Origin of the sequence: Paraburkholderia sp. NPDC080076, assembly GCF_050281145.1 — a bacterium.
GTDB lineage: Bacteria > Pseudomonadota > Gammaproteobacteria > Burkholderiales > Burkholderiaceae > Paraburkholderia.
Genome location: NZ_JBNNWQ010000004.1, coordinates 543,172 through 570,040 on the forward strand (window position 1 = coordinate 543,172; position 26,869 = coordinate 570,040).

The 26,869-nt window shown below is 64.7% G+C and carries 27 protein-coding genes and 1 pseudogene; 14 read left to right on the top strand and 14 right to left on the bottom strand.

The features are described from left to right. Positions 1-125 precede the first annotated feature (125 nt). From ACQKRQ_RS19495 to ACQKRQ_RS19505, 3 genes are all read right to left on the bottom strand, one after another. The gene (locus ACQKRQ_RS19495; RefSeq protein WP_427478835.1) at positions 126-1,283 is read right to left on the bottom strand and encodes a GlxA family transcriptional regulator; all 1,158 of its coding nucleotides are present in this window, start codon (positions 1,281-1,283) and stop codon (positions 126-128) included. Then, on the bottom strand, positions 1,283-2,611 hold the full coding sequence (locus tag ACQKRQ_RS19500; protein WP_427478837.1) for an MFS transporter: 1,329 nt from the start codon (positions 2,609-2,611) through the stop codon (positions 1,283-1,285). The genes ACQKRQ_RS19495 and ACQKRQ_RS19500 overlap by 1 nt, the downstream gene beginning before the upstream one ends. A gap of 137 nt (positions 2,612-2,748) precedes the next feature. Then, a complete protein-coding gene (locus ACQKRQ_RS19505; protein ID WP_408290530.1) occupies positions 2,749-2,886 on the bottom strand; it encodes a hypothetical protein in 138 nt (45 codons plus the stop codon). 315 nt (positions 2,887-3,201) lie between these two features. On the opposite strand from ACQKRQ_RS19505, the gene ACQKRQ_RS19510 reads away from it, so the two are divergent. Both ACQKRQ_RS19510 and ACQKRQ_RS19515 read left to right on the top strand, forming a co-directional pair. Continuing rightward, on the top strand, positions 3,202-3,933 hold the full coding sequence (locus ACQKRQ_RS19510) for an ArsR/SmtB family transcription factor (RefSeq protein WP_427478840.1): 732 nt from the start codon (positions 3,202-3,204) through the stop codon (positions 3,931-3,933). Positions 3,934-4,095: 162 nt separating this feature from the next. After that, positions 4,096-6,663 (top strand): DUF6600 domain-containing protein, encoded by a 2,568-nt coding sequence (locus tag ACQKRQ_RS19515; protein WP_427478842.1) that lies wholly within the window; start codon positions 4,096-4,098, stop codon positions 6,661-6,663. 106 nt (positions 6,664-6,769) lie between these two features. Here ACQKRQ_RS19515 and ACQKRQ_RS19520 read toward each other — a convergent pair whose 3' ends face one another. Next, complete coding sequence (locus tag ACQKRQ_RS19520; RefSeq protein WP_408181077.1) at positions 6,770-7,741, bottom strand: thymidylate synthase; 972 nt, start codon at positions 7,739-7,741, stop codon at positions 6,770-6,772. Positions 7,742-8,005: 264 nt separating this feature from the next. Further along, positions 8,006-9,400 carry a sigma-54 dependent transcriptional regulator gene (locus ACQKRQ_RS19525; protein WP_106283797.1) on the bottom strand — a complete coding sequence of 465 codons (1,395 nt, stop codon included), beginning with the start codon at positions 9,398-9,400 and terminating at the stop codon, positions 8,006-8,008. 535 nt (positions 9,401-9,935) lie between these two features. On the opposite strand from ACQKRQ_RS19525, the gene ACQKRQ_RS19530 reads away from it, so the two are divergent. From ACQKRQ_RS19530 to ACQKRQ_RS19550, 5 genes and pseudogenes are all read left to right on the top strand, one after another. Then, a complete protein-coding gene (locus tag ACQKRQ_RS19530) occupies positions 9,936-10,433 on the top strand; it encodes a hypothetical protein (protein WP_427478846.1) in 498 nt (165 codons plus the stop codon). A 93-nt stretch (positions 10,434-10,526) separates the two neighbouring features. Further along, positions 10,527-11,054: a hypothetical protein gene (locus tag ACQKRQ_RS19535; RefSeq protein ID WP_427478848.1), complete on the top strand. Its 528-nt coding sequence runs from the start codon at positions 10,527-10,529 to the stop codon at positions 11,052-11,054. After that, complete coding sequence (locus tag ACQKRQ_RS19540; protein WP_427478849.1) at positions 11,051-11,710, top strand: hypothetical protein; 660 nt, start codon at positions 11,051-11,053, stop codon at positions 11,708-11,710. The genes ACQKRQ_RS19535 and ACQKRQ_RS19540 overlap by 4 nt, the downstream gene beginning before the upstream one ends. Before the next feature lie 225 nt (positions 11,711-11,935). Then, positions 11,936-12,277, top strand: a pseudogene (locus ACQKRQ_RS19545) (sigma-54 factor interaction domain-containing protein); the annotation flags it as partial. 56 nt (positions 12,278-12,333) lie between these two features. Then, entirely contained in the window at positions 12,334-12,834 is a 501-nt protein-coding gene (locus ACQKRQ_RS19550; protein ID WP_132373534.1) for a dihydrofolate reductase, read from the top strand. Positions 12,835-12,929: 95 nt separating this feature from the next. Here ACQKRQ_RS19550 and pmbA read toward each other — a convergent pair whose 3' ends face one another. Continuing rightward, on the bottom strand, positions 12,930-14,300 hold the full coding sequence (gene pmbA / locus ACQKRQ_RS19555; RefSeq protein WP_132373533.1) for a metalloprotease PmbA: 1,371 nt from the start codon (positions 14,298-14,300) through the stop codon (positions 12,930-12,932). A gap of 300 nt (positions 14,301-14,600) precedes the next feature. On the opposite strand from pmbA, the gene yjgA reads away from it, so the two are divergent. Together yjgA and mog are read left to right on the top strand one after the other, a co-directional pair. Continuing rightward, entirely contained in the window at positions 14,601-15,215 is a 615-nt protein-coding gene (yjgA, locus tag ACQKRQ_RS19560; protein WP_132376822.1) for a ribosome biogenesis factor YjgA, read from the top strand. Then, a complete protein-coding gene (mog, locus tag ACQKRQ_RS19565) occupies positions 15,196-15,840 on the top strand; it encodes a molybdopterin adenylyltransferase (protein WP_427478852.1) in 645 nt (214 codons plus the stop codon). Before yjgA ends, mog begins: the two co-directional genes overlap by 20 nt. 33 nt (positions 15,841-15,873) lie before the next feature. Here the strand turns inward: mog and orn are convergent, their stop codons facing one another. Next, a complete protein-coding gene (gene orn, locus ACQKRQ_RS19570; protein WP_408181083.1) occupies positions 15,874-16,485 on the bottom strand; it encodes an oligoribonuclease in 612 nt (203 codons plus the stop codon). A 167-nt stretch (positions 16,486-16,652) separates the two neighbouring features. On the opposite strand from orn, the gene ACQKRQ_RS19575 reads away from it, so the two are divergent. Genes ACQKRQ_RS19575 through ACQKRQ_RS19585 form a run of 3 tightly spaced genes read left to right on the top strand, consistent with a single transcriptional unit; the run spans position 16,653 to position 19,181 of the window. Continuing rightward, complete coding sequence (locus ACQKRQ_RS19575) at positions 16,653-17,912, top strand: M48 family metallopeptidase (RefSeq protein ID WP_132373530.1); 1,260 nt, start codon at positions 16,653-16,655, stop codon at positions 17,910-17,912. Beyond that, positions 17,909-18,859, top strand: a complete 951-nt coding sequence (gene rsgA / locus ACQKRQ_RS19580; protein ID WP_427478854.1) for a ribosome small subunit-dependent GTPase A — start codon at positions 17,909-17,911, stop codon at positions 18,857-18,859. The genes ACQKRQ_RS19575 and rsgA overlap by 4 nt, the downstream gene beginning before the upstream one ends. Before the next feature lies 1 nt (position 18,860). Beyond that, complete coding sequence (locus ACQKRQ_RS19585) at positions 18,861-19,181, top strand: putative signal transducing protein (RefSeq protein WP_408290562.1); 321 nt, start codon at positions 18,861-18,863, stop codon at positions 19,179-19,181. Positions 19,182-19,291: 110 nt separating this feature from the next. Here ACQKRQ_RS19585 and ACQKRQ_RS19590 read toward each other — a convergent pair whose 3' ends face one another. The 6 genes from ACQKRQ_RS19590 to rpsP all read right to left on the bottom strand — a co-directional run bounded on the left by ACQKRQ_RS19590 (position 19,292) and on the right by rpsP (position 23,582). Further along, positions 19,292-20,230, bottom strand: coding sequence for a CobD/CbiB family protein (locus ACQKRQ_RS19590; RefSeq protein ID WP_012433946.1), 939 nt, complete (start codon positions 20,228-20,230; stop codon positions 19,292-19,294). Between the two features lie 114 nt (positions 20,231-20,344). After that, a complete protein-coding gene (locus ACQKRQ_RS19595; RefSeq protein WP_427478856.1) occupies positions 20,345-21,061 on the bottom strand; it encodes a CoA pyrophosphatase in 717 nt (238 codons plus the stop codon). A 93-nt stretch (positions 21,062-21,154) separates the two neighbouring features. Then, entirely contained in the window at positions 21,155-21,541 is a 387-nt protein-coding gene (gene rplS / locus ACQKRQ_RS19600; RefSeq protein WP_074765043.1) for a 50S ribosomal protein L19, read from the bottom strand. 145 nt (positions 21,542-21,686) lie between these two features. Beyond that, complete coding sequence (trmD, locus tag ACQKRQ_RS19605; RefSeq protein WP_132373527.1) at positions 21,687-22,454, bottom strand: tRNA (guanosine(37)-N1)-methyltransferase TrmD; 768 nt, start codon at positions 22,452-22,454, stop codon at positions 21,687-21,689. A 24-nt stretch (positions 22,455-22,478) separates the two neighbouring features. Then, a complete protein-coding gene (rimM, locus tag ACQKRQ_RS19610; protein WP_427478859.1) occupies positions 22,479-23,207 on the bottom strand; it encodes a ribosome maturation factor RimM in 729 nt (242 codons plus the stop codon). A 120-nt stretch (positions 23,208-23,327) separates the two neighbouring features. Next, positions 23,328-23,582, bottom strand: coding sequence for a 30S ribosomal protein S16 (rpsP, locus tag ACQKRQ_RS19615; RefSeq protein ID WP_007180912.1), 255 nt, complete (start codon positions 23,580-23,582; stop codon positions 23,328-23,330). Positions 23,583-23,805: 223 nt separating this feature from the next. Here rpsP and ACQKRQ_RS19620 point away from each other — a divergent pair, with 223 nt between their 5' ends. After that, positions 23,806-24,939, top strand: a complete 1,134-nt coding sequence (locus tag ACQKRQ_RS19620) for a PQQ-dependent sugar dehydrogenase (RefSeq protein WP_427479265.1) — start codon at positions 23,806-23,808, stop codon at positions 24,937-24,939. Positions 24,940-25,213: 274 nt separating this feature from the next. Next, positions 25,214-25,681: an NINE protein gene (locus ACQKRQ_RS19625; RefSeq protein WP_427478860.1), complete on the top strand. Its 468-nt coding sequence runs from the start codon at positions 25,214-25,216 to the stop codon at positions 25,679-25,681. Between the two features lie 16 nt (positions 25,682-25,697). Here ACQKRQ_RS19625 and ACQKRQ_RS19630 read toward each other — a convergent pair whose 3' ends face one another. Next, positions 25,698-26,843 carry a PA0069 family radical SAM protein gene (locus ACQKRQ_RS19630; protein WP_408434866.1) on the bottom strand — a complete coding sequence of 382 codons (1,146 nt, stop codon included), beginning with the start codon at positions 26,841-26,843 and terminating at the stop codon, positions 25,698-25,700. Positions 26,844-26,869 lie beyond the last annotated feature (26 nt).

Consider the following 26,869-nt stretch of genomic DNA (forward strand, 5'->3'; position numbering starts at 1 on the left):
GATGCATTGAAAGGAGGCGATTATACGAGCGCAATATTGGCCCGTCGTGGGTGGGATGCGGTGCGCGGAAGAATTCCAGTGGGAGTGCGGCCTAAGCTTTCGATAAGCTTTCGTTGTACGCCAGCTCAACTCGCCTCGGCAATCTCGGACGCGACTTCGGAAATGGCCCCGCTTCGCGGCGCGACCGCCGACATGAAGCGCTCGCGATAATCGAGCGGTAGCACGCCGAAACGCCGCAAAAATGCCCGCCGCAAGTTCTGTTCGCTGCCGAAGCCGCAGTCGAGGGCGATTCGCTTGAGCGGCCGGCGCGATTCAGCGAGCTCGCGCGACGCCGCTTCCAGCCGCAGCGCCGAGACGGTTTTAGCCGGCGTGCGGCCGACCTCGTCGACATAGCGTCGCGCGAAAGTGCGCGGGCTCATCCGGGTTCGCTCGGCGAGCCGTTCGACTGACAGGTCGTCGCGTAAATGCGCTGCCATCCAGCTATGCAAGGCCTCGAACGGCCCATTTGCCGAGGCCTGCGCCGCCAACGCCGCGCTGTACTGCGACTGGCCGCCGGGCCGCTTCATGAAGACCACCAGCCGTCGCGCCGCCTGCATCGCGACCGCATGGCCGACGTCCTCCTCGATCAGCGCCAGTGCCAGATCGATGCCCGCCGTCACCCCCGCCGAGGTCCAAACGACGCCATCGCCTTCGTGACGCCCGGCATCGCGGATAAAGATCGGATCGGCATCCACATGGACATTGGGAAAACGGCGCGCGAGCCGTGGGGCGTCGCGCCAGTGCGTGGTCGCGCGGCGGCCGTCGAGCAGGCCCGCCGCCGCCAGATAGAAGGCACCGGTGCACACCGAGCACACCCGCCGCGCACGCGGCGCATGGCGCCGGATCCATGCAACGAGTTCCGGTTGCAAGGTGCAGTGTTCGTCGACGGGGACGCCGGGAATGATGAGTGTGTCGATCGGCTGGTCGTCGAGTGAATCGAGCCGTTCGGTGACGATCGGCAGGCCGGGGAATGTCTGCAATATGCCGCCGTCGATCGACGCGACCGTCGTGCGGTAGGCCACGGGTTGTGGCGTGCTGCGTCCCGAACTGGCCGAACTGATCGATATGCCCGATCGGCCCTCATCGCTGGCGACTCCCTCCTCGCTTTCCGCGGCTTTGGCGACACTCGCTCCCGCTATCCCGGCAACCGTCAACTCAGCGCGCCAGAACGCCTCGAGCGGCCCGCAAGCGTCGAGCAGCACCAGATCCGGTGCGACTGCGAAAACGATATGACGCACCGCCATCAGGACACCTCCGCGGCCAACTGCCGCTTACGCGACCACGCATAGCCGAGCGTGGCGAGCGCCGCCGCCGCGAGCAGCGGAAAAATCGCGACGTTGATCGTCGTCCAGCCGAAGCGCGCCAGCAATTGCCCTGCAAACAGGGAACCCAGCGCGGAAAACGCGAACGTCGTGAATTCGCTGGTCGCTTGCGTCTTGGCGCGCTCCGACGGCCGGTACGACTGCGCGAGCAACGTCGAGCCGCCGACGAACATGAAATTCCAGCCCACGCCGAGACAGGCGAGCGCCGCGTAGAAATGCGGCAGATCGGTCGAACGCAACGCGAGCACACCGCACAGCGCCGACAGCACAATGCCCGCGCCGATCACCCGCAGCACGCCGAAGCGTTTGATCAGCCGCGCGGAAAAGAGCGACGGCGCGAACATGCCGACCAGGTGCCACTGGATGATCGCCGCGCCGTCGCCGATCGTGTGCCCGCAGGCGACCGCGGCGATCGGCGTCGCGGTCATCACGAACATCATCACGGCGTAGCCGAGCGCATTGTTGGCGAGCGCCGCCGCGAAGATCGGCTGCCGCACGATCTCGCCGAGCGGCCGCGCCGCCTCGTGAGTCGCCGCCGTGCTCACGACGGGCGCCGCGTCGCGATACAGGAGCGCCAGCAAGGCAATCGATAAAAGCCCAAAGCCTGTCACCAACGCATACGAACCCGCGAACGCGACCGGCGCCAGCCAGTCCTTGCTCCACGCGGCAAGCAGCGGTCCACAGATGGCGGCCACCACGCCGCCCGCCAGCACGGTCGAAATCGCGCGGCTTTTGTCTTCGACGCCGACCGCATCGGCGGCGGCGAGCCGGTAGTACTGCGCGAACGCCTGAAACACGCCGACCGTCGCGGTGCCGGCGCAGAAGGCCCAGAAACTGTGATGAAAGATCGCCCACACCGAAACCGCCCCGCCGAGCGCGCCGACACCCGCGCCGAGCACGAAGCCCGCGCGCCGGCCGATGCGCGCCATCAGGAACGACGCGAAGATCGTCGTCAGCGCGGCGGCGACGGTGATCAGCGAGAACGGCAGCGTGGCGAGCGCCTTGTCGTCGGCGAGCGTGTAGCCGACCAGACCGGTCAAGGTCAGATCGATCGATACCGATGACGTGTACAGCGCCTGGCAAACGGCCAGCACGCGCGCGGCGCGCCGGTCGTGCGGATCGGAGTCGCGCAGGCCGGCCGGATGGGTGGGAATGGCGGAAGCGGCGGAAGCGGCGGAAGCGGCGGAAGCGGCGGAAGCGGCGGAAGCGGCGGAAGCGGCGGAAGCGGCGGAAGCGGCGGACGGCGGCATCGAAAGGTCCCGGGCGGCGGAAGTGAGATGACCTGATCGTCACATGAGCGTCGATGGCAGAGATGACAATGATGCATCAATTCCTGCCACACGTGAGGAATCGCTGGCCGCTGTCTGTCGAGGCGTGCGCCAGCCGCCTATTTGCGGACCGTGATGCCTTCGTCGATGGTGCCGTACATCGTGATGCTGCCGGTGCCCGCGCCCGAACCGCCGCCGCCCTGTGCACATGCACTGAGCAGCAACGCCGAGGCAACGACGGCCAGAAGAGTTTTCATGACAGCGAGTTTCCTGCTAGGACAGACTTTAATTCTAGCCTGGCAGCCGTGCCCGGCACTGAAGCACGGTGTGCGGCACCGACGGCGGTCCTGCGCGCCGCCAGATCGCGATTTGGCTAGCGGCAGCGATGCTGGCCCGCGGCGCCGCCAAAGCGCGTTTTGGGGCCTGTACTCACCTTCCCTTCCCACGACGCCTGCCAGGTTTTCGTAGCTGCTGCATTCAACACTTCACGCTAAGCTGAAACATCGAATCGCGCAGCCCGATACAGTGGACTGCATGGCGCGCTTGACCGCGCCGCCCTCCGGAGACGTCAAATGCCCGCCACTCTCGCAGACGAACAGAACCACTTTCCCGGCTTGAGCCGCATCGGCGCGTTGCTCGCCGACCCCGGCCGCGCCGCCATGCTGTGGGCGCTGATGGACGGCAGCGCCCGCCCGGCCGGCGAACTGACGATGATCGCCGGGCTCTCGCCATCGGCGGCCAGCGCCCATCTCGCGCGCCTGACCGACGGCGGCCTGCTCGCGCTCGAAGTGCGCGGCCGGCATCGCTATTTCCGGATCGCGTCGCCGGATATCGCCGCGTCGATCGAAGCGCTGGCCAATGTCGCGCAAGTCAGTGCGCCGCAGCGTCCCGTGCCGCGACCCGTGCGCACCGTGCCGCTCGACATGCGTTACGCGCGCACTTGCTACGACCATATGGCCGGCGAATTGTCGGTGCGCGTGTTCGAGCGGCTGGTCGAAGCCGGTCTGCTGACGCTGCACGGCACGTCGCTGGAAGCCACCGCCGAGGGCGCCGCCCGCCTCGCCGACTGGGGCATCGACATGTCGGCCCAGAAAAGCCGGCGCCGCCGCTTTGCCTGCACCTGCCCCGACTGGAGCGAGCGGCGTCCGCACCTGGGCGGCGCCCTCGGCGCGGCGCTGCTGGATTCGTGGACATCGCATGGCTGGGTCGAGCGCACCGAACGGCCGCGAATCCTTCGCATCACGCCGGCCGGGCACCGCCATTTCGATGCGTTCCTCGCCCGTGAGGCACGCCCGACGGTCTGACGGGTTACAGGAAATCGGCTATCAGCTTACGAATCGCCTTATCGAGACCTTTTGTTACACGGTGGTGAGGCAGCCTTACAAAAGTGCGGGCCTTGAAACAAACGCCGCGGGTACAGTGACTGCACGGATGCCGCAAGATGCCGCGTCCGTCGGAGCCAAATCATGAGAACAGTCACCCCACACCGCCATTCGAACCGCCGGGTTATCGGCTATACGCTGATCGCAGCCGCCACGTTCCTCTTTGCAGGCCAGGCCACCTTCGCTCAGGAAATCCAGGAGGCGCCGCAGAACGCCGCCGCCGCCCAGAATACCGATCCGCCCGGCCGCGTCGCGCGCCTGAACTACACGGCGGGCGCCGTGACCACCGAGCCGGCCGGCGCCACCGACTGGTCGTATGCGCAGATCAACCGCCCGCTCACCACCGGCGACCAGTTATGGAACGATCAGAACGCGCGCTCGGAGCTGCACATCGGCTCGACTGCGGTGCGCCTCGGTCCGTCCACCAGCCTCGATCTACTGAATCTCGACGACAACAGCGCCCAGCTCAAAGTCGCGCAGGGCACGTTGTCGGCGCGCGTGCGTGAACTCGCGCCCGGCTCGTCCTATGAAATCGATACGCCGAATCTCGCGCTCAGCCTGGACGGCCCCGGCGACTATCGCGTCGACGTCGCGCCGGACGGCAGCAGCACGACCGTCACCGTGCGCAGCGGCGGCGCCACGGTGTACGGCGACAGCGGCCAGGTGCCGGTCGCGGCCGGCCAGCAGATCCGCTTCGGCGGCACCAACCTGCAACAGGCCGCCGACAACGGCGCACCCGGTCTCGACGGCTTCGATCAGTGGGCCGCCAGCCGCGACGCTGCAGAAGACCGCTCGGTGTCGGCACGCTACGTGTCGCGCGACATTCCCGGCTACCAGGATCTCGACGCCAATGGCACGTGGCAAAGCACGCCGCAGTACGGCGAAGTGTGGGTGCCGCGCGGTACGCCCGCCGGCTGGGCGCCGTATCACGACGGCCATTGGGTCTGGCAGGCGCCGTGGGGCTGGACCTGGGTCGACGACGCGCCGTGGGGCTTCGCGCCCTATCACTACGGTCGCTGGGCCCAGGTCGACGATACGTGGGCATGGGTGCCGGGACCGGTCGCGGTCAGCGAGCCGCCCGTCTACGCACCGGCCCTCGTCGCCTTCGTGGGCGGCGGTAGCGGCGGCGTGAACTGGGGCGTGGATCTGGCGATCGGCGGAGCGGTGGCGGCCGGTGTCGCGTGGTTCCCGCTCGGCCCAGGCGAACCGTGGCATCCGCACTGGGGCAATCACGATCACTGGAGCCCGGGCTACTACAACCGCGTCAACCGGACGACGATCGTCAACAACTACAACCGCAACGTGAATGTGACCAACATTCACAACACGTATATCAACTACCGCGCGCCGGGCGGCGTGACCGCGGTGCCGGCGACGGCCTTCGTGCACGGCCAGCCGGTTGGGCGCTTCGCCCAGAAGGTCGATCCGCGGCAATGGCGCAATGCGCAGATCAACCCGGGCGGGCCGGGAATCGCGCCGGTGCGCGAGAGCTTCGGGCCAGGTCTGCGCAACGCGAATTACCGCCCACCCGCGGCGGTGATGACGCGTCCGGTCGTGGCGACCCGTAGTCCGGCGATGCCGGCGGCTTACCACGACAGTCTCGCGCAGCGTTTCGCGCAAAGCGGCGGGCGGGTGCCGGGCGCCGGTCAGCCTATCGTGCGAACCTCGGTGCCGGCGCATATGGCGGGCGGACCGAGCGCGTTGCCGGTGCAGAACGTGCGGGTCGTGCAGTCGCATATCGCCGGACGTGCGCCGGGGATGGCGCCGGGCGCGCCGGTTGCTGGACCTAACGGCATGCAGCAGCAGGCCGGACAGCGGCCGGGTGAGGCGCCGCATGGCGGCGAACCGCAAGCGCGGCCGGGCATGCCGCCGCAAATCGCCAATCAGCGGCCGCAGCCTGGTGAGATGGGACATCCGTCGAACGGTGTGCCGCGTCCGCCGCAAGCGAACATCGGCAATCCGGCGGCGATGGGGCAACAGCAGCAGCAGCGAGGCATGCCGCAGCAGGCGGGTCAGCAGCCAGGTGTGAACGGGCGGCACGAGCCGGCCTGGACTCAGCCGCATACGCCGATGGCGCAGCAGGCACAGCAAGCCCAGCAGCGCGGCGGTCCGCAGCCGCAAGCGGGACGGCCGGAGTTCGTGCAACAGCCCGGTGCGCAGCAACACGGCGCGCCACGCCCGGTCGAGAACCCGGCGGTCCAGCAACAACAGCAGCAGGCGCGTCAGCAGGAGATTCGGCCGCCACAGCAGCCGCAGGTCCAAGCGCAGCGTCAGCCTGAGCCGCAGGCGCCGCGTCCGGCGGAAGTCCAGGCGCAGCAGCAACCGCGTCAGGAATATCATCCGCAGCCCATGCAGCAACCGACGCAGCAGCCGCGTCAGGAACCGCGCCCCGAGCCACGCCAGCAACAGGCGCAGCAACAGCCTCGGCCGGAGTTTCATCCGCAGCCGCTACAGCAACAGCAACAGCAGCCGCGTCCCGAGCCGCGCCAGCAGCAGGTGCAGCAACAACCTCGGCCGGAGTTTCATCCGCAGCCGCAACAGCAGCAGCCGCCGCGTCCGCAGCAGGCGCAGCAGCCACATCCTCAAGCGCAGCCGCAGCACGGCGAACAGCATTCGGGCGGCGGCAACCGCGACGAGCATCACAAAGGCTGAGCATCTTCCGCCTGCCAACTGGCAGGGAGCATAAAAAAACCGCCGCGATGCGAATCGCTGCGGTTTTTCTTCCTGCGAGCGGGCCGCTTACCGACCCGACCGACGATCAAACAGCCATCGGCGCCGTGAGCGGCTCGTGATGTCGGTAGCCGACCAGCGAGAAATCCGACGGCTCGATCTTTTCAAGCCATTCCGGCTCGTACACACCGGTTTTCGCGTACTCCGGCACGCGCTCCGAGATCGCGAAGGCCGGGCTTTCGTACGGCTCGCGCGTGAGCTGCTGCTGCAACATGTCGAGCTGATTCTCGTAGATATGCGCGTCGCCGATGAAATAGGTGAACCAGCGCGGCGTGTACCCCGTCAGACGACCGACCAGATGCAGCAACGCCGCGCCTTCGGTCAGATTGAACGGCGTGCCGAGCCCGACGTCGTTGCTGCGAATGTACAGGCACAGCGAAATTTCCTTGCGCACCACGTTCGGCAGGAACTGATAGAGCAGGTGGCAAGCCGGCAACGCGATCTGATCCAGCACGGCAGGATTCCACGCATGAAACAAAATGCGCCGATCGGCCGGGTTCTGCATGATCGTGTCGAGGCACTGGCGCAGCTGGTCGATCGCTTTGTACAACAGCACTTTGCGGCTGCCGTCTTCATCGAATTCGGTCACCACCTGGAAGCCGCGTGCAGTCGCATCGGCAAGCTGCGCGCTCGCGGTCGCGTCCAGCACCTTGTAGGCCGGCCACTGACGCCACTGCACGCCATACACGTCGCCGAGATCGTCCGGCCCTTGGCGATAGGGATTCGCGAGCCATTGCGGATTCTGGTTGGCGTTCGCGTCCCACACCTTGCAGCCGAGGTCGCGGAAATCCGCGGCGCTGCGCGAGGCGCGCAGGAACCCGACCAGTTCGCCCACCGCCGATTTGAACGCCAGCTTTTTCGTGGTGACCGCGGGAAAACCTTCCTGAAGGTCGAAGCGCAACATCGCGCCCGGCATGCTGATGGTGCGGATGCCGGTGCGGTTCTCCTGCCACGTGCCGGTGTCGAGAATCGTGCGGACGAGGTCGAGGTATTGTTTCATTCGGGTTCCTTCGACGAGACGCTGACCGGGTCGATCCGGGCGCCACGGAGATTGAGCGGAAAACCCGATTTTAACAAGCGCGACGGGACGACGCCCGGTCACGGCGCGCGGCATCGAAAATATCGAGGGAAAGGTGACGCGAGGTAGTGCGAGGTTGGGGCGAGAGGACGGCACGCGGCCAGTCACAGGACCGCTCGATGCGCGCTGGACGAACCACTGAAATCGTTTACCGGCCCACGAGACCCGCGAGGCCCGTCAAACGATTTACAGATGCGGCACCGAAGCCGGCAATTCGCCGTGCGGCGTGGCGAGCGGCTCCCCTTCCATATGGCGCATGCCGTGCGAGCACAGCAGCCGGTACAACGTGACGCGCGAGATGCCGAGTTCCTGCGCGGCGTCGCCGAGACGCCCGCGGTGACGCAACAGCGCCAGTTCGATCGCCTGACGTTCGGCCGCTTCACGCGCCTGCGCGAGCGACACCGGCACGATCTCCACGTATTCCGCGAGTTCGAGATCGCGCGCCGTGATCGCGCGCCCTTCCGACATCACGATGGCGCGCCGCACGCGGTTGATCAACTCGCGCACATTGCCCGGCCAGCCGTAGTTATGCAGCGCCGCGATCGCGTCCGGCGCGAAGCCGCGCAAGCGGCGGCTTGCATCTTTCTTGAAACGTTCCAGCATGTGCCGCGCCAGCAGTTCGATATCCTTGCCGCGCGCGCGCAGCGGCGGTTCGTCGATCTGCAACACGCACAGGCGGTGGTAGAGGTCGGAACGGAACCGTCCTTCGATCATCGCCGCGGTCATATCCACGTGGGTGGCTGAGATGATCCGCACGTCGACGTCGATCGCGCCGTGCCCGCCCAGCCGCTCCACCTTGCGCTCCTGCAGGAAGCGCAGCAGGCTCGCCTGGCTTTCGAGCGGCAGGTCGCCGATTTCGTCGAGAAAGAGCGTGCCGCCGTTCGCCGCTTCCACCCGGCCGATCTTGCGCTGATTGGCGCCGGTGAACGCGCCGCGTTCGTAGCCGAATAGTTCGGATTGCAGCAGATGCGGCGGAATCGCGCCGCAGTTGATCGGCACGAAAGGCGCATTGCGCCGCGCCGAACGTTCGTGAATCGCGACCGCCGTCAGTTCCTTGCCGGTGCCCGATTCGCCCGAGATGAACACCGGTGCGTCGGTCATCGCCACTTTGCGGATAGAACGGAACAGCGCGAGCATGGCGTCGCACGAGCCGACCATTTCGCCTTCGGCGCCTTGCGAGGCATCGTTGGAAGCCGTTTCGCCGAGGGAGATCATGCCGTAGGCGTGACCGACCGAATCGACGATCCTGTCGCCCGAGTACGGCACCGTCACGTAGTCGAAACAATAGTCGCGCACGAGCCGGCGCAACGCGGCGTCCTGCAATTGCCCCGGCATGGTGGCGGCGACCCAGCCGACGTTCGGCATGGTCAGGCAGGATTCGAAGGCGGCGATTTCGTGTGGCTGAAATTCGCTAGACAGATCAAGCAGGCCGCCAGCCGCCATTCCGGCGCGAACTGCCCGGCGCACGTCGCGCGCCGACCCTACGACTTCCACATGCCAGCCGCGCTGGTGAAACCGAGTATTCAGCTCCGCGCTCGGATCGCGCGAAACGTAAATCAGTTGCCGCGTTGCGGGTTCCATTATTCAGATCCTCTCGTCAACGAACGTTAAGGATGACGCACGCACCTGAAACAAGTTCAGACACGCTGACTCGTTCGGGATTCGCGATATAGCAAAAACCGAACGGCCATTCCATTCCGTGCGGACAGCTGATCCCCAAGAAAGCGGCGTGTGTGTTTGAGACGGCCCGTTAGCGGGCTTTTTTAAATCTGAAGCTCTTTTTCGAGAGCTTACTATACGCGCGCCGCTTGGAAAACAATTATGCGAATTTAATCGCGCACTCCTTACCCAGCGCCGCTCCGCGGGCGATAAAGACTTATTCAGCCGACGAATAAATCATTAGTGGAAGCGCTTTTCCTGGCGTAGACCCCATGGTAGTTCGTACCGGCCGGATTAACGAATTACAGGTATTTCCTGCTCATCGTTTCAACGCTGAAACGTTTTTGTCCGTTTTCTCAATTGTGACTCCCGCGTTTTGACTCGCCTGCCGATGCATCAATGGATTGCGAGCGATGGCACACGTTTCGCTAAATGTCATGCACCAAGGAGACACATCATGCGACTCGCTTTCCGCATCGGTCTGGGCAAGGTTGCACCATGCGCGGCACTTTGCACCGCAATCGCACTAATCGTGCTGCCCATTGGCGCCAACGCACAGGAAGCCGGAGAGGCTCCATCCGCCACGCTGACGGAATCCGCCGACCCAGGCTCCGCCACCTTCGCGAACACCGCGATCGCCGCGCCCTCTTCATCCGACACGACGACGCGCGCCGCCATCGCTTTCCCCCAGCTTGCCGCCAACGTGCTGAGCATTCCGGCCGATGGTGCATCCATGAACGATTTTTCGCTCGACGACCAGGTGCTCTCGCGGCAACGCGGCGGCGCGGTCGGCATGGTGATGGTCGCCACTAGACCGCAACTCATGCGCGGCAACGGCGGCAGCGGCAAGAGCGTGACGCTGTGGGACGAGATCGCTCCGCCCTCGCCCTTGCCGATTCCGATCGACGCGGCGCGCGCCGCACAGGGCAACGTCGCCAACTACCAAAGAAAGTAGCCGAACAAAATAACGAAGCAAAAAACAGGGGTGGCGGTGTGGCGGACACACCACCCGCGAACAAGAAGACACAAGACGCAAGCAAGGACCGACATGACTACCTCCATCCGGACGCCGCGCGCACTCAGGTCGCGCGTGTCGGCGCACACCTCGTTGTCGGCGGCACTGGCAAGCGTCCTGGTCCTGCTCAGCGCCTCTTTTACCGTCGACGCCATCGCGCAGCAGGCCGTCAATCCGGTCGACATCATCGTCGAGCGCACGATTACACCGCGCGATGCATTCGCACCGGTGCCGAAGAGTCAGGACCCGGTCGCCGTGCGCGCCACCACTTTCCCGGCCAACTCATTCAATCCGGCGGTCGCCACGATCGTGGGCAATACCGATCTGACGAATGCGCACGGGTCCAGCGGAGTGGCAGCCGGCGGCATGCTCGGCGGCACCGGCATGCAGGCGGTCACCCAGATCCTCAGCGGCAAAGCCACCGGCAACAACGTAGCGCTCAATTCCGGCGGCATCGGCCTGCCCGCGCCGGGCATCGGCGGGACCATCAGCTCGTCGGTGACGGGCGCGCTGGCACCGCTGTCGAACACGCTCACCGACGCGCTCGGAGGGTTGAAATGAGCCCGCTCGTGAATCCGCTCATTGGCCGACTCAAGCTCCGTTCGCTGCAAGCGGCGCTGTGCGTCTGCATGGGCGCCGCCCTGGTGGCGAGCCACGCCCACGCGCAGCTGGTGCCGACGATCGGCGCGACCTCGACCATCGCCAACGGCGCGGCAGCCGGCGTGACGGGCGCGTTCGCCGTCAACGAAACGGCCGGTCTGAACAACGCGCAGGCCAACCAGATCACGGTGTCGACCGGTGGCGTGGTCGGCAACGATAACGCCAGCGTGCAAAGCGCCACGGTGGCCGCGAAGGTCACGAACGCGCGGGCGTCGATCGAAGCCAATGCTTTCTCGAATTCTTCCGGTGCCGTGCTGGTGAACCAGTCAGCCGGAGCAGGAAATCTGCAGCGCAACAGCACTCAATTGGGCACTGCGGCGCTCGGAGTCGAGACCGTCTCGGATGGGGAGCTATCCGCGACGGCCCCGAAAAACGGAGGTCTCGGGCAATCAGTCGGGGTTCATAGCGTACGCGAGGCAACCATCTCCAGCGATGCATTCAAGAACGTCAGCGGGATCGTGCAGATCAACCAGACGGCCGGCGCCGGTAATGCCACGGCAAACAGTTTTGTGCTCCGTCCCCCGGCGGGCACTTTTTTTTTAACTGATGACATTTAAAGTATCGGAGCGAATCATGAAGCGCACTCTTAGTGCCGCAGCCGTTCTCGTTGCCGCATCCGGCAGCGCGTTTGCCGCGCGCGTACACCGGACGGCGCGCTGATCGCCCATCTGAAAAGCCGCGGCTGGCACGTCGTGGCGGCGCGCTCGGCGCATGAGCTGGGCCGTCTGGTGAATCCCGATGCGGCTTGCGCGGGCATCGTCCATCTGGCGAGCTTTCCGCCGCGCCGCAAGGCGCCGTTCATCGCGATCAATTGCGGCGCGATTCCGCACCATCTGCTGCAATCCGAATTATTCGGCTATGAACGCGGCGCGTACACCGGCGCGAATCAACGCAAGATCGGTCGCGTCGAAGCCGCCGACGGCGGCACGCTGCTGCTCGACGAAATCGGCGACCTGCCGCTCGAGAGCCAGGCGAGCCTGCTGCGCTTTTTGCAGGAAGGCAAGATCGAGCGGCTCGGCGGACGCGAATCGATTCCGGTCGACGTGCGGATCATTTCCGCGACGCACGTCGATCTGGAAGATGCGATGCGCACCGGCCGCCGCCGGGCCGAAACCCGCCGCCGCGGCGCGGGGCCGCGCGTCAGGTAGAATCAGTCCGGTTACGTTCCCCTTTCCATTCGATGACGACGCTCACCTTGATCGTCGCTCGCGCCAACAACGGCGTGATCGGCCGCGACAACCAGTTGCCCTGGCGACTTCCCGAAGACCTCGCGTTCTTCAAGCGCACGACCATGGGCGCGCCCATCATCATGGGCCGCAAGACGCATGAGTCGATCGGCCGGCCGTTGCCGGGACGCCGCAACATCGTCGTGACACGGGATGCCACGCGGCGCTTTCAGGGCTGCGACGCGGCCACCACGCTCGAAGACGCGCTCAAGCTCGCCGCTCAGGATCAGGCGCCGGAAGCGTTTCTGATCGGCGGCGCGCAGTTGTATGCGGAAGGTCTGCGGCAGGCGGACAAGCTGATCATCACCGAGATTTCCGCCGACTTCGAAGGCGACGCCACATTCCCCGAACTCGATGAAAACGAGTGGGTAGAAGTCGCGCATGAAACGCATCGCGCCGATGCGCCGAACGATTTCGACTACGCGTTCGTGACGTACAAGCGCAAAGGCGCCTGACATAAAAAAAGCCACGCAATCAATTGCGTGGCTTTTTCGTTTCTACGGGCCCGCAGGCCAATGAACCGGCCCGCCGAACAGCGGCTGAAACCCTGTTATTGCCCCGCGATCGTCATCCGCTCGATCAACACCGAGCCGGTCTGCTTGGTGCCGCGCGTGATCGTATCCGCGCCGATCGCGACGATGTGGTGGAACATCTCCTGCAGCGTGCTCGCCACCGTGATCTCCTCGACCGGATACTGGATCTTGCCGTTCTCGACCCAGAAGCCCGACGCGCCGCGCGAATAGTCGCCCGTCACGTAGTTCACGCCCTGCCCCATCAGTTCGGTCAGCAACAGGCCCGTGCCGAGCTTGCGCAGCATCTCTTCGAAGTCGTCTTCCGGACGCGTATTCGAGCTCCGCAGCGACAGATTGTGCGAGCCGCCGGCATTGCCGGTGGTTTGCATGCCGAGCTTGCGTGCCGAGTAGGTAGACAGGAAATAACCTTCCACCACGCCGTCCTTCACCACCGAACGCTGTTTGGTGCGCACGCCTTCTTCGTCGAACGGCGCGCTGCCCATGGCACGGGCGACGTGCGGGTCTTCGACCACCTGCACGTGCGGAGCGAACACCGGTTTGCCCAGGCTATCGACGAGGAACGAGGTCTTGCGATACAGCGCGCCGCCGCTCGTGGCCTGCACGAAGGCGCCGAGGATGCCCGCGGCGAGCGGCGCTTCGAACAGCACCGGCACCTTGCGCGTATCCAGACCGCGCGCGCCGATGCGCGCCAGCGCGCGTTGCGCCGCGTAACGGCCCACGGCTTCCGGATCGGCCAGCTCTTCGGCGCTGCGGGTGGACGTGTACCAGTCGTCGCGCTGCATGTTGCGGGCGCTGCCCGCAATCGGCGCGCACGCGATGTAATGGCGCGAGTACGGATAGCCGGCCAGGAAGCCGCGCGAGGTGGCCAGCACGAACTGCGAGTGCTGTGCCGAAACGCTTGCGCCTTCCGAATTCTTGATCTGCGGATCGGTCGCGAACGCGGCGTCTTCCGAGCGGCGGGCGATCTCCACCGCTTCGTCCGCGGACAGATTCCACGGGTGATAGAGATCGAGATCGCGTGGCGCCGTTTCCAGCAACTCCGCTTCGGCGAGACCTGCGCAATCGTCTTCCGCCGTGAAGCGGGCGATGTTGTAGGCCGCCGCGACCGTGTCCTTCAAAGCCTGCGACGAGAAGTCCGAAGTGCTCGCATTGCCGCGCTTGTTGCCGATGAACACCGTCACCCCGACCATCTTGTCGCGGTTGTGCTCGATCGTCTCGACTTCGCCGCGCCGCACGGAGACGGACAGGCCGTCGCCTTCGGAAATCTCGGTCGCCGCGTCGGTACCGCCGAGCGACTTCGCGTGACGAAGGATGTCCGAGGCGATTTCCTTCAGTTCATCCTGGGTATGCGGAAAAAAGCGCTGCTTGACGTCCATGTCTGCTGCCATTGTCGTTGCCGTCCTGTTCGGGGCCGAGTGGCCCAGTGTGTTCGCTGTGTTCGCACCGGTTACGCACATGCCTGGCGCCTGCGCGCGCCGATGTCCGCGCCTGTGTCCGCGCCTGTGTCCGATTACGTATCCCGCGATCATAGCAAGGTACGCGATGCCGTACCTGGCATTCGCTGCGCCTCGCCTCACCGCCGTCTCACCGCCGCCTGAGCGTCGCGTCGCCATCGCTTCGCAAGGCGCGAGGCACTAGTGCGCGGCAGCACCGCGGGTGCGGTGGGCGCGGCACGCTACAATATCGGAATGACACGCAAAACCCGCATTCAACCCATCGAATCCGCCGAGCCGGAAGTCGACGAGAACGGCTACGACCGTCCCAGCAAGTCCCAGCTCAAGCGCGAAATGCACGAGCTGCAGGAACTGGGCTCGGCGCTGATCGCGCTGCCCAAAGACGCGCTCAAGCGCATGCCGATGCCCGAAAAGCTCGACGACGCCGTGCGCGAAGCGCGCCGCATCACCGATCACGAAGGCAAACGCCGCCAGGTGCAATACGTCGGGCGCGTGATGCGCTCGCTGCTGGACGAGGAAACCGCCGCGCTGCGCACCGCGCTCGACACCTATAACGGCGTCAACAAGGCGGAAACGGCCAAGCTCCACTGGATCGAGCGCACCCGCGAAAAGCTGCTCGCCGACGACGCCGCGCTGACCGAGTTCATCCGCCAGCACCCGAACGCCGACCCGCAGCAGGGCCGCACGCTGATCCGCAACGCCCGCAAGGAAGCGCAGCAGAGCAAGCCGCCGCGCTACTTCCGCGAACTGTTCCAGTGGATCAAGAACGCGGACGGCCCGTCCGCTGAGGCCGATTCCGATGCCGACGACGCACTGGACGAAGACGACGATGACGACCGCGACGCCTAAGGCGGCACGTAAACACCCCGACGAAATCGTGATCGGCCTCGTGTCGATCAGCGACCGCGCGTCCACCGGCGTGTACGAGGACAAAGGCATTCCGGCCTTGCAGGAATGGCTCGGCGCGGCCCTCACCTCGCCGTGGCAAGTGGTCACCCGCCTGATTCAGGACGACGCGCCGACGATTTCCGCCACGCTGACCGAACTGGTCGACGAGGTCGGCTGCGATCTGGTGTTGACCACCGGCGGCACCGGTCCGTCGCGCCGCGACGTGACGCCCGAGGCGACGCTGGCCGTCGCCACCAAGGAAATGCCGGGGTTCGGCGAACAGATGCGGCAGATCAGCCTGAATTTCGTGCCGACCGCGATTCTGTCGCGCCAGGTCGCGGTGATCCGCGAAACGGCGGAGCACGCGGCGCTGATCATCAACCTGCCGGGTCAGCCGAAGTCGATCAAGGAAACGCTGGAAGGCTTGCGCGACGCCGAAGCAGGCGGCGCGGTGAAGGTGCCGGGCATTTTCGCCGCGGTGCCGTACTGCATCGACCTGATCGGCGGACCGTACGTGGAAACCAACGCCGACGTGGTGAAGGCGTTCCGGCCGAAGAACGCGCAGCGCGCGCCCGGGCCGGCTTAGGCGCGCTTTTTCTACTGCTGCTATTCCGCAGTTTTATTCCGCGCCGTCTGCGGCGTCCGGTGCCGACGGGATCAGGAAGTGCTCGCGGTAGTACTTCAGCTCGTCGATCGACTCGTGGATATCGGCCAGCGCCGTGTGCATCGCGCGTTTCTGGAAGCCCTTGTAGATGGCCGGCTGCCAGCGGCGGCACAGTTCCTTCAACGTGCTGACGTCGAGATTGCGGTAATGGAAGAAGCGCTCCAGATCCGGCATCCAGCGTGCCATGAAGCGGCGGTCCTGGCAGATCGAGTTGCCGCACATCGGCGATTTGCCCGGCGGCACGTAGACGCTCAGGAAATCGCGGATCTGTTCGGTGGCGTCGGCCTCGCTCACCGTGGACGCCTTCACGCGGTCGATCAGCCCCGAGCGGCCGTGCGTGTTCTGATTCCACTGATCCATTTTGGCGAGCGTCTCGTCGCTCTGATGAATCGCCAGTACCGGGCCTTCGACCATCCTGTCGAGCGTCGAATTCGTCACCACCACCGCGATTTCGATGATGCGGTCGGAGTCGGGCTCGAGCCCGGTCATTTCCATGTCCAGCCAGACGAGATTCATGTCGCTGCGCACGAGCGGCGGCTGTTCGGTGGATGCGAGGATGTCAGTCATGAAGGCAGCCCTGATGGCCGGGCAAACGGCTTCTCTGCAAGCCCGCCTGCCGCGGCAATTGTTCGTTTGAGATTGGATTAAGCTGGTTTGGGCTAGTTTGAGCCCATCCCCCGCCGCGAGGCGGGAAGAAACATATAATTCTCGCATAGATACCACGGAATCCCCGGATGCCTACCCTGTACTTCACTGTTCTGTTCGTCATCGCCGTCGTGGCGATGGTCGGCACCAAACTGTGGCTCGCGTCGCGGCAGATCCGCTTCGTAGCCGGCCATCGCGAGCAGGTGCCGAGCCAATTCGCCGGCACCATCGCGCTGACCGCGCACCAGCGCGCCGCCGACTACACCGTCGAGCGCACCCGCCTCACCATGATCGAGATCGTCGTCAGCGCGGCGGTGCTGATCGGCCTCACGCTGCTCGGCGGCGTGCAAGCGCTCGATCTGGGCATCTCCGACTGGCTCGGCCGTGGTTACGTCGGCCAGATCGCACTGGTCGCGGCGGTGATTGCGATCACCAGCGCGATCGACCTGCCGTTCGATTACTACCGGCAGTTCGTGGTCGAGCAGCGCTTCGGCTTCAACCGCATGAGCAAAGGCATTTTCTTCGTCGACCGGATCAAGGGCGTGCTGCTCGGCGCCGCGTTCGGCCTGCCGCTGCTGTTCGTCGTGCTGTGGTTGATGAACCAGGCCGGCAGCCTGTGGTGGCTGTGGACGTGGATCGTGTGGGTCGCCTTTCAGATGCTCGTGCTGGTGCTGTATCCGTCGTTTATCGCGCCGCTTTTCAACAAGTTCGAGCCGCTCAAGGACGAAGCGCTGAAAAGCCGCATCGAGGCGCTGATGCAGCGCTGCGGCTTCGCCGCCAAGGGCCTCTTCGTGATGGACGGCAGCCGCCGTTCGGCGCACGGCAACGCCTACTTCACCGGCTTCGGCGCGGCCAAGCGGATCGTGTTCTTCGACACGCTGCTCGCGCGCCTGTCGGGCAGCGAGATCGAAGCCGTGCTCGCGCACGAACTCGGCCACTTCAAGCGCCGTCATGTGATCAAACGCATGCTCGTCACCTTCGCGATCAGTCTCGCGATGCTCGCCCTGCTCGGCTGGCTCACGCAGTGCGTGTGGTTCTACGAAGGGCTGGGCGTGCGGCCGTCGCTGATCGGCGGCAATAGCGGCCTCGCGCTGGTGCTGTTCTTCCTCGCGCTGCCGGTGTTCCTGTTCTTCGTGACGCCGCTCGGCAGCCTCAGCTCGCGCAAGCACGAGTTCGAAGCCGATGCGTTCGCCGCGACCCAGACCGATGCGCAAGACCTCGTCAACGCGCTCGTCAAGCTGTACGAGGACAATGCGTCGACCCTGACGCCCGATCCGCTCTACACCGCGTTCTACTATTCGCATCCGCCGGCGTCGCAGCGGATCGACCGCCTGCTGCGGCACGCATGAGCGGCCGCTCCTCGAAAGCGCCGCGCGCGCCGTCCAGCACGCGCGTAGGCGGCCTCGTGGTGGCCGCGCATGGCCGCCACTATCTGGTCGCACCGGATCACGGCGGCGCCATGCTCCAATGCTTTCCGCGCGGCAAGCGCAGCGAGGTGGCGGTCGGCGATCGCGTGATTTATGAGCTGGCCTCGGCGGACCAGGGCGTGATCGTCGAAATCGGCGAGCGGCGCAATCTGCTGTATCGCTCGGATCAGTACAAGTCGAAACTGTTCGCTGCAAACCTCGATCAGCTATTGATCGTGCTCGCCACTGAACCTCATTTCAGCGAAGACCTGCTCGGGCGCGCACTCGTCGCCGCTGAGGCGAACGAGTTGAAGCCGTTGATCGTGCTGAACAAGACCGACGTGACCGAAGCGCTCGAAGGCGCGCGCAAGCGGCTCGAATCGTATCGCGCGCTGGGGTATACGGTCGTGGAAGTGTCGATCAAGATGCAGCCCGAAGCCGCGCGTGCCGCGCTGATCGAACATCTGCATGGTCATTCGACGCTGTTGCTCGGCCAGTCCGGCATGGGCAAATCGACGCTCGTGAATCTGCTGATTCCTGATGCCGAAGTCGCCACGCGCGAAATTTCGACTGCGTTGAACAGCGGGCGCCATACGACGACCTTCACGCGTCTCTATCCGCTGCCCGACAGCGCGGACGGCGAAGGCGGCGCGTTGATCGACTCGCCTGGCTTCCAGGAATTCGGCCTGCATCATTTGACCGAAGGCCGGCTGGAGCGCGCGTTTCCGGAGTTCCGGCCGTTGCTGCCGAACTGCCGGTTCTACAATTGCCATCACCTGCATGAGCCCGGTTGCGCGATTCTCGAAGCGGTGACGGATGGCCGCATCCGCCGCGAACGGCATGCGTTGTATGCGCAACTCGTGCATGAAGCCAGTCAGATCGTCCGCTGACATGAAACTGATGCGCGCGCCGAATCTGATCATCGGACAGCATTGGGTCAATGTGCTGGCGACCGCGGGCATTGCTTGCGAGCTGCACAACCGCTATCTGAACGGCGCGCTCGGTGATATTCCCGCGGATCAGTGCTCGCCGGAGCTTTGGCTCGTCGACGAACGCGATGAGGCGATGGCGCGGCGGTTGATCGACGCGGCGTTGCATGGGCCGGCGGCAGGGTCGCCTGGCTGGCGATGTCGTCAGTGTGGTGAGACGCTCGAAGCGCAGTTTACGGTGTGCTGGCAGTGTGGGACGGCGCGCGATCCGCGGGATGGGTGAAGGGCTCGTTATTGACCGTGCTGATCGAGGCAGCGGCATGAGCGGATAAAAAAAGCCGGACATTGTTTGTCCGGCTTTTTTCGTAGCGAGCAGCACTTAGCGTAGCGGCGTCAAGCCAGCCAAACCGCGATCGTCAGCATCAGCAGCAAAATCATCCACAACACCACCGCGCGCCACACAAGACCCACGGCCGATTGCAGCGTGCGCGGCGTGCAGTCGTCGCCGACCTGCATCGGGCCGCCGTCGCCGGTGGCGAGCGCGTCGAGGCTCGACGGTTCAGCCAGCGGCCCGCTCAGACGCGCGCCCAACGCACCGCTGCCCGCGGCCAGCAATACGCCGTCGTTCGCATCCGGCCATTGGCGCGCATGGTTGCGCCATGCATAAATCGCGTCTTCGAAATTGCCGACGATCGCGAAGCCCAGCGACGTCAGCCGCGCCGGCACCCAGTCGATCACGAAGAAGGCGCGCTGCGCGAAGCTCGAAAACGCGACCGTGCGGTCGTCGACCGGCCGTGCCCACGTGCGCGCCAGATATTCGGCAATCCGATACAGCACCGCGCCCGCCGGGCCGACCGGAATCAGAAACCAGAAGAACACGCCGAACACGTGCCGATGCGAAGCGACCACCGCATGAATCAACGTATGGCGCACGATCTCGCTGACAGGCATGTCGACGGTATCGAGCCCGGTCCATTCGTTCAGGATCTCACGCGCGCGCGGCACGTCGTCGTTATTCAACGCGAGGTGGATGTCCGTGAAGTAGTGGCTGAACTGGCGGAAGCCCAGCGTGAAGTACAGCACCGCGACGTTCCACAGGAACGCCAGCGCAAAGTGAATGTGATAGAGCACGTAGTAGACGAGCGCGACGACCAGCGTCCAGGGCACCACCACCACGAGCCAGGCGAGCAAGCCGTGCTTCGGCTTGCCGGCATCGAATCCGTGCGCCGCCGACTCCGCATGGTATTGAAGCAACGCCGACACCGGATTGTTCGGCGACAACGCGCGTACCTGTTCAATGATCAGAGCCAGCAATACGGAGAAAAAAGTCATGCGATGCGCCGTGCTTTTCGAGTTTTACGATTGTTTTATAACGATAGCACAGGGTCGGATGCCACTGAGCGCGGACGTCGACAAACACCTGTCAACTGCACAGTCCGGTGCAACTCAGGCCGCAAGGAAGCGATAGAAGTTGCGCAGCATCGCCGCCGTCGCACCCCAGATGAAATAGTGGCTGCCGACTTCGCTGCCGTTCTCCTCGGGTTCAGCCGATGCGGCGCGCGGATACGGCATCGCGAAGAAACGGCGCTCGCCGCCTTCATAGCGGAACACGCGCACTTCGTGGTGCACGGGGTTCATCAGGAAGGCGAGCGGCACTTCGAAGACTTCGGCCACTTCGAACGCGTCCGCCTTTACCGTGAAAGGCGGATGCACGAGGCCGATCACCGGCGTCACACGAAAACCGGTGCCCGTCAGATAGTCGGGCAATGCGCCGAGAATTTCCACACGCGATGGATCGAGGCCGACCTCCTCTTCCGCTTCCCGCAGCGCGGTGGCCGTGGCATCGGCGTCGAACGGTTCGTGGCGGCCGCCTGGAAAGCTCACCTGGCCAGCGTGATCGTTCAGATGGTCGGCACGCTGCGTCAGCAGCACGGTCAGGCCGTGCTCGCGGACCACCAGCGGCACCAGTACCGCCGCGACGCGCGGATCGGCGTGGGCATCGCGCCAGGGCGCATCGACGACGAGCTCAGGGGTCCAGGCAAGACGCTGCTCGAAGCGGGCGCGCAGGCCATCAGGCGTGAGACGCGCGCCCGCCACCGGCGGCAGATCGGCGCCTGTCGCTTCGACAGGCAGGGTTTCAGGCTCAAAGACGGGGCGGGTCAACGGGTCTCTCGAAATGAGCGGATAGGGGACATTCCGCTATTTTGACCTGGCAAACAAAAAAGCACCCGCGAGGGGTGCTTTTTCTTACAGCATTTACGCTTGGGAAGCAGCGCGGTCTTTCGAGACCAGCTTTTCCTTGATCCGGGCCGACTTGCCCGAACGGTCGCGCAGGTAGTACAGCTTCGCACGACGCACATCGCCACGACGCTTCACGACGATGCTTGCCAGCAGCGGCGAGTACGTCTGGAACGTACGCTCGACGCCTTCGCCCGACGAAATCTTGCGGACGATGAACGACGAATTCAGACCACGGTTACGCTTGGCGATCACGACGCCTTCGTAAGCCTGAACACGCTTACGCGTGCCTTCAACCACGTTCACGCTGACGATCACCGTATCGCCGGGAGCGAATTCGGGGATGGTTTTCTCGCCGAGAGCGCGGCCGATTTCTTCCTGCTCGAGAATTGCAATCAGATTCATCACTGACTCCTAAGTCCATCTTGTCGACGTTCGTACCTGCCTCGTGAAAACACTTGGCTACGGCCCCGATAGAGGATGGGTTCACATCTGGCGCCGTGCACGCATGCGCGGCGCCGCCTAATGTCCGCTCGAAAGACCCAAGGCTTTACGCCTTCGACTCTTCCTTCGCGAGACTCGCAAGCCATGCCTCGTCGGCACGGCTCAACATCTTGTTCTTTCTGGCCTTCACGATCAGATCGGGCCGTTTGTTCAACGTGTTGCGCAAGGCTTCCCGCCGACGCCACGCTTCGATCTCCGCATGATGGCCGCCGAGCAGCACATCGGGCACACGCACGCCAGCGTATTCCTCGGGGCGCGTGTAATGCGGGCAATCCAGCAGCACGTCGACAAAACTATCCTGCACCGCCGACTGCGAGTCGTTGAGCACACCGGGCAACTGACGCACCACGGCATCCATCAAGGCCATGGCCGGCAATTCGCCGCCCGACAGCACGAAGTCGCCAAGGCTGACTTCTTCATCGACGACACGGTCCAGCAAACGCTGATCGATCGCTTCATAGCGCCCGCACAACAGGATCAGACCGGGTTCGGCCGCGAACTGCATGACACGGTCGTGATTCAGAGTGGCGCCTTGCGGCGACATCATCACGACGCGCGACGCGCCGATGCCCTGCTCCGCCTGCGCTGCTTTCGCCGCGCCGATCGCGTCTTCCAGCGGCTTGGCCAGCATCACCATGCCGGGGCCGCCGCCGTACGGGCGATCGTCGATCGTGCGGTAGTTGTCGGTGGTGAAATCGCGCGGATTCCACGTACGCAACCCGTAGCGCTCCTGCTTCGCCGCACGGCTGGTGATACCCCAGTCGGTCAGCGCGCGAAACATGTCAGGAAAGAGCGTGACGACATCGAACTGCATCGCTCTCTCCATTCAGCGAATTATTTAGTAATCGGCTTCCCAGTCGACAGTGATCTGCTTCGCCGCCTGGTCCACCGTTTTGACAAAGACGCCGACGAACGGGATCAAACGCTCGCCGGTTGCCGGCTTGCCGCTTTTGTCGGTAGCCGGATATTCGATACGCATCACCGAGTGCGCACCGTTGTCGATCATGTCTGCAACCTTGCCGAGATTGACCCCGGCAACGTTCACCACATCCAGGCCAAGCAGGTCGACCCAGTAGAATTCGTCGGCTTCGAGGGCCGGAAATTCGCTGCGGCTGATATAGACGCGGGAGCCGCGCAGTGCCAGCGCCACATCACGGTCAGTGACGCCGCCCAGATGGGCAACCACACTGTCGCTATGCGTTTTCGCTTGCAACGATGGCGCCGACTTGCGCTCCTGGCCTTTGAGCAGCCACCAGCGCTTCGCGCTCAGCAAAGCGTCGCCGCCATGCCCGGCATCCGCATGAGCGGCTACCTTGACCCAGCCCTTGAGGCCGTATGCGTCGACGATTGCGCCAACCTCAACCGCGTCGGCCGGCCAGCTTTCCACCGTTTCCATGCGCATTGCTGCTGCACCGGAACCGGCGTTTGCAACATTGGCTTTCGCCTTGCCTTCGGCTTTTTCGACCGGCTTGCGGACGAATGCACCGAACGGCGCCTGATCAGACGTCTTCGCGCGCGGGCCTGCTGCCTTTACGCGACCGGAACTGCCGGAATCACGCTCAGACATAAGAGAACCTCGCTGCCAGCTTCGACGCCTGCTTCAGCAAAACAACTCGCGCATCGGACTGCTCACGCACACCGCGCGAGCCGCCGGTCGACCCGACGACGATACGCATGCTAGCTACCATTAAGCAGCCGGCTGCGCCTTTGCAGCTTCCTTCACGAGACGCTCGACGGTCGGCGACAGTTGTGCGCCAACGCCTTGCCAGTACGTCAGGCGGTCCTGAGCGATACGCAGCGACTCACCCTTCGTAGCGACCGGGTTGTAGAAGCCAACGCGCTCGATGAAGCGGCCGTCACGACGGTTACGCGAATCGGTTGCGACGATGTTGTAGAACGGGCGCTTCTTGGAGCCGCCACGAGCCAAGCGGATGATGACCATACTAGAATCCTTGAAAACCGGGGTTCGGAACGACTGAAACACGCGATTATAGCGGGAAACCGACGCCATAACAAACACTTACCCGGATAAACTGAGCGACGGGGTTGCGCCGGCCATACAGGCGGGAGCCCGGAACCACGTCGAAACGCCCGAATCACCTGACGGAGCGCCCGTGAAACTCCTGCTGCCAATTGTGTTTTTGCGCGCTTTTTTTGCCGCCACCATGCGGATTGCCGTCTTGGCGCTCGCTTTGCGAAGCCGGGGCCTGCGCGCAGGCGCCGCCGTGTTGCTCGCCGCAACCGCCCTGCCGGCGCTCGCCGCTTTGCCGGTGGACCGAATCAAACTGCCGCCAGGCTTCCATATCGCGGTCTTGTCGGACGCCGTGCCGAGCGCGCGAGCCATGGCGCTCTCGCCGAAGGGCATTCTTTATATAGGCAGCCTCGACGGCCACGTGTACGCGCTCGAATTGCAAAACGGACGCGTCACGGCGCGCCATGTGATCGCGTCCGGGCTGGAAACGCCAGCGGGCGTGGCGTGGCACGATGGAGCGCTCTATGTCTCCGAGGTGTCGAAAATCGTACGCTTCGATGCGATCGACACCCACCTGAACGATCCGCCCAAGCCTGCCGTCGTGATCGATACATTGCCCACGGAGACGCACCACGGCTGGAAATTCATAGCGTTCGGCCCGGACGGCAAGCTATACGTGCCGCAAGGCGCGCCCTGCAACGTCTGCCTGAAAGATCGCAACCGCTTCGCACTGATCGGCCGCATGAATCCGGACGGCAGTCACTACGAAGTCGTGGCGCGCGGCATCCGCAACTCGGTCGGCTTCGCCTGGCATCCGGTGACGCACGAACTGTGGTTCACCGACAACGGCCGCGACCTGCTGGGCGACGACGTGCCGGACGACAAGCTCAACCGCGCGCCGCGCGCCGGGATGGATTTCGGCTTTCCGTACTGCCACGGCGGCGACACGCCCGATCCCGAGTACGGCAAGGACCATCCGTGCAGCGCGTTTACGCCGCCCGTGGTCAAACTCGGTGCGCATGTCGCGGCGCTCGGCATGCGCTTTTACAGCGGATCGATGTTTCCGCCCGCTTACCGGGACAGTATTTTTATCGCCGAGCACGGATCGTGGAATCGCAGCAAGAAGATCGGCTATCGCGTCGTCCACGTGACTACGGACCCGGACGGCAGCAACGCGCGCCAGCAAGTCTTTGCCGAAGGCTGGCTTCAGTCCGGCGAGAGCGAGTGGGGGCGCCCGGCCGACGTGTTGCCACTGCCCGATGGTTCACTCCTGATCAGCGACGATTACGCTGGCGCCGTCTATCGCGTCACCTATTCGGCGCCGTAGCCTGCCTCAAGCGACTCACCGCTTTGAACGCCGGGCGCTCGGAAAGTCCGGCCAGTCAGACGAATCTCGCCGCCCTTGCAACCCCTCGTTCCGGCGCATCTCAAACAACCCGCTCGGCCGACCGACTCGATCCAATGCCTCTCGCACCACCCGCCTCGCGACCGCGACCACCCGTCACGTGACCGGCGGCCCGCGGCGGGCGTAGAATGCGCGTCGGTCCGCGCGAGCCTGCGCGCCGCTCCTTTCGACCGCCTGTCACTCTGCTCTGGCCTACATGTCCACCCTTGTTTCGACTTCCCCGCGTTTCAGATCCAAGACGATTACCGCCGCCCTGGCGTTCTTCTTCGGCAGCCTTGGCGCGCATCGCTTCTATCTGTACGGCATGCGCGACATCTACGGCTGGGCTCACGTGATCAGCACGCTGATCGGCATTCCGGGCGCCATGCTGCTGGTGGCGAGCGAACGGTCGTCGATGCTCGGCTGGGCGCTAGCCTTTCCCGGCGCGGTCTCGCTACTCGCGGCGTTTCTTGCCGCGATCGTCTACGGGTTGCGCCCGGACGAAAAGTGGGACGCGCAGTTCAACGCTCAGAACCAGCGCAAAAGCCGCTCCGGCTGGACGGTCATTTTCATCGTGATTTTTTCGCTGCTGATCGGCGCCTTCCTGCTGATGACCGGCCTCGCCATTTCGTTCCAGACCTACTTCGAAAGTCAGGTGCAGGCGGCGAAAGCGCTCTCGCAGTGATCCGGCGCGCGCCGCGCTAAAAAAGATCCAGTTGAGGATCATCGCGTGCCGGTTCGGCGGGACGCGCCGCCTCGACCCGGCGAAAGTGCGACATATCCAGAATGCCGCGGTCGCGCCGGTTCAGGCCCAGGCGGCGCACCGCCTTGTGGAATCGCTGCTTGAGCAGATCCGCCCACAAGCCTTCGCCCTTCATGCGCGTGGAGAAGGACGAGTCGTAGTCCTTGCCGCCGCGCATGTCCCGCACGCGGCTCATCACCCGGTCAGCGCGATCGGGAAAGTGCGCGGCGAGCCAATCCTTGAATAGCGGCGCGACTTCCCAAGGAAGACGCAGCACGATATAGCTCGCATTGCTTGCGCCGGCCTCCGCGCAGGCCTCCAGCACGCGTTCCATATCCGGTTCGGTGACGAACGGAATCACCGGCGCGATGCTGACGCCGACCGGAATGCCCGCCTCGCTCAATGTGCGGATGGTGCGCAGCCGCCGCGACGGCGTGGCCGCCCGCGGTTCCAGCGTGCGAGCGATGTCCGCGTCCAGCGTAGTGATGGTGATGGCCGCCATGAATTGCCCGCGCGCCGCCATGGGCGCCAGCAAATCGAGTTCGCGTTCGATCAGCGACGACTTGGTGATCGCCGCAAACGGATGCTGACGCTCGCTGAGCACTTCGATCACCCTGCGCGTGAGCCGCAAGTCGCGCTCGACCGGTTGCCAGGCGTCCGTATTGACGCCTAGCGCGATTGGCTCCGGCACGTACGACTTCTTCGACAGTTCCCGCTCGAGCAACTCCGGCGCATTGACCTTGGCGTAGATCCGGCTTTCGAAGTCGAGTCCCGGCGACAGCCCCAGATAAGCGTGCGTGGGCCGCGCAAAGCAATAAATGCAGCCATGCTCGCAGCCGCGATAGGGGTTCAGCGACACGCTGAACGGAATATCCGGCGACGCGTTGCGCGTGAGAATGGTCTTGGCCCGCTCTTCGAAGACCTGCGTGCGCAAGACCTTGGGCTCGTCATCGTCTTCCGGCGACGACAGCCAGCCGTCGTCCACCGCTTCGCGCTGGTCGACTTCGTAGCGGCCTTGCAAGTTCGTCACCGCGCCACGGCCCTTGCGAGGCACGGGCGGTGCGATCGGAAATTCGTTGACGAAGTGGGGGTTGGAGTCGGTCACGGCTGGCACATGCAAAAAAAACGGCG